This window comes from Sphingomonas segetis (assembly GCF_009720245.1).
Classification (GTDB): Bacteria; Pseudomonadota; Alphaproteobacteria; order Sphingomonadales; family Sphingomonadaceae; genus Sphingomicrobium; species Sphingomicrobium segetis.
On the sequence record NZ_WJSQ01000225.1, the window covers coordinates 1 to 2839 of the forward strand.

General features: G+C 69.5%; 3 protein-coding genes. All 3 read left to right on the forward strand.

Features of this window, described 5'->3' with window-relative positions:
- A partial coding sequence (rpsI, locus tag GH737_RS14030) for a 30S ribosomal protein S9 (protein WP_230558827.1) occupies positions 1 to 500 on the forward strand: 500 nt, incomplete at its 5' end.
- Between the two features lie 217 nt (positions 501 to 717).
- On the forward strand, positions 718 to 1431 hold the full coding sequence (locus tag GH737_RS14035) for a ThuA domain-containing protein (RefSeq protein WP_155265400.1): 714 nt from the start codon (positions 718 to 720) through the stop codon (positions 1429 to 1431).
- Positions 1428 to 2687 carry a metal-dependent hydrolase family protein gene (locus GH737_RS14040; RefSeq protein WP_155265401.1) on the forward strand — a complete coding sequence of 420 codons (1260 nt, stop codon included), beginning with the start codon at positions 1428 to 1430 and terminating at the stop codon, positions 2685 to 2687. Before GH737_RS14035 ends, GH737_RS14040 begins: the two co-directional genes overlap by 4 nt.
- The last annotated feature ends 152 nt before the right edge of the window (positions 2688 to 2839 follow it).

The following is a 2839-nucleotide window of genomic DNA, read 5'->3' on the forward strand; positions in this document are numbered from 1 at the left end:
CGACCCCTGCCCCGCCGCCTCCGGCCGAGGCCGAAGCGCCGGCGGCCGAGGCCACCGAGGCTGCTCCGCCACCGCAGGAATCCGCGCCGCTGCGCGAGCAGCAGCTCGACAAATATGGGCGCGCTTATGCGACCGGCCGCCGCAAGGACGCCATCGCGCGCGTCTGGCTCAAGCCCGGCTCGGGCAAGATCACCATCAACGGCCGCGAGCAGGAGGTCTATTTCGCCCGCCCGACCCTTCGCCTGGTGATCAACCAGCCGTTCGGAGTCGCCGGCCGCGACGGCCAGTATGACGTGATCGCGACCGTCGTCGGCGGGGGCCTCTCGGGTCAGGCCGGCGCGGTCAAGCACGGCATCGCCCAGGCGCTGACCCGCTACGAGCCCGCGCTCCGCGGCGTCGTCAAGCAAGCCGGCTTCCTCACCCGCGACCCGCGCGTCGTCGAGCGCAAGAAGTACGGCCGGGCGAAGGCGCGCCGGTCGTTCCAGTTCAGCAAGAGGTAAGCGAGCACAGCGCCGCCGGTGCGAAGCACCGCCGAAGCAGCGCGAAGACTTACCGATGCCGTCTGGCAGGGCGGCTGCCCTGAAGGCAGCCGAACCCGTCCGACGTCACGCGGATTCACTCCGCGTGACGGCACTGGCGGGCTTCATCGTCATCAATTCGTCATGAGAGGGCGCTTCGGGCTTTCCGAGGCGCCCTTTTCGATTCTAGGCTGCCGCCATGCGCCGCCTGATCCTCCTGCTCCTCGCGATTCTGATCGCCGCGCCGGCGATGGCCGCTCCCCGCAGCGCAATCCTCATCTACTCCGGCACCACCGGCTACCGCCACGACTCCATCCCCGCCGGAATCGCCGCAGTCACGGGCATCGCAAAGAAGCGCGGCCTGACCGTCGAAGCGAGCGAAGACCCGAAGGTCTTCTCCGCCGACCGCCTCAAGCGCTTCCGCGCCATCGTCCTGCTCAGCTGCACCACCGATCCGAAGAACCCCGCGTCCGAGTGGCTGACCGGCAGCCGCCGCGACGCGCTCCAGCAGTTCGTCCGCCGCGGCGGCGGGATCCTCGCGATCCATGCGGCGGCGGACTCGCATTATCACTGGCCGTGGTACAGCAAGATGATCGGCGGCCATTTCGCGCGTCATCCGTCGGGCACGCCGACGGGCACCGTTCGCGTCCTCGCCACCGGGAAGACCGAGCGCCGCACCGACGAATGGTATTATTTCGACGATTACGACCCAACTTCGCACCTGCTGGTAACGCTCGATCCGCAATCCATCGGCGAGAAGGACGTCAATCCGAACCCGATGACCTGGACCCGCAAGGTCGAGGGCGGCCGCGTCTTCTACACCGCGATGGGCCACACCAAGGAAAGCTATTCGGAGCCCTGGTTCCTCGACCAGCTCGCCGGCGGGCTCGACTGGGTTCTGGGGGGAAAATGAAGATTCTGCATGCGCTACTCTCGCTGAGCCTGCTGTCGGGGGTTCCGGCCGCTGCCGAACCGATCCTGCTCAGGCCGGCACAGGTCTTCGACGGCATCGACCCGCACCCGCACACCGGCTGGTCGGTGCTGGTCGACGGCGACAGGATCGCTGCGGTGGGTCCGAACCTCGCCGCGCCGACGGGCGCTAGGGTCATCGACCTCGCGGGCACCACCCTGATCCCCGGCATGATCGAGGGCCATTCGCACCTCTTCCTCCACCCGTACAATGAGACGCTGTGGGACGATCAGGTGCTCCACGAGCCGCTCGCGCTCCGCACCGCGCGCGCGGTCGTGCATGCCGAAAAGACGCTCGACGCCGGCTTCACCACCGAGCGCGACCTCGGCACCGAGGGTGCCGGCTACGCCGACGTCGGCCTCAGGCAGGCGATCAATGAGGGCATCGTGCCGGGGCCGCGCCTGCTGGTCGCGACCAAGGCCAATGTCGCGCGCGGCGCCTATGGCCCGAAGGGATTCGAGCCGGGCGTCCCCATCCCCCAGGGCGCGGAGGAAATCAGCGGCGCCGACGAGATGACCAGGGCCGCGCGCGACCAGATCGCCGCCGGCGCGGACCTCATCAAGATGTACGCCGACTACCATTACCGCCCGCACGAGCCGAGCCGACCGACGATGACGGAGGCGGAAATGGCCGCCGGAGTCGCCGTCGCGCACGACGCCGGCCGCCTCGCCGCCGCACACGCGACCACGGCGGAAGGAATGCGCCGCGCGGTCGCCGCAGGCGTGGACACAATCGAGCACGGCTACGGCGGCACGGCTGACGTGTTCAAGGCGATGGCCGCGAAGCATATCGCGCTGTGCCCGACCATCGCCGCCTCCGAAGCCTACGCCCGCTATTTCCAGAACTGGAACGGGCAGGAACCCGCGCCCGAAAGCGTCCAGGAGAACCGCCGCTCGTTCCGACTCGCGTTGCAGGCCGGGGTCCCGATCTGCATGGGCGGCGACGTCGGCGTGTTCGCCCACGGCAAGAACTGGCTCGAGATGGAGGCGATGCAGCGCGCCGGCATGCCCGCGCCGCAGGTGCTGATCGCCGCCACCTCCGGCAACGCCCGCATCTTCCACCTGACCGACCGCGGCCAGGTGAAGCCCGACATGCTCGCCGACCTCGTGGCGGTCGACGGCGACCCGACCAAGGACGTTTCCGCCGTCGAGCATGTGCGCTTCGTCATGAAGGGGGGCCAGATTGTCCGCCAGCAATGAGTCTGGCGTCGGCCGCCGCACCTTCCTCGGCAGCGGGATCGCGCTGATCGCCGCCACGGCCGGTGCGCAGCCGGAGCCGACGCCTTATGCGTCCGACCCGGCCGCCCTCCCCTGGCCGGCGAAGGAGCGCTTCCCGCTTTGGCCCGGCAAGC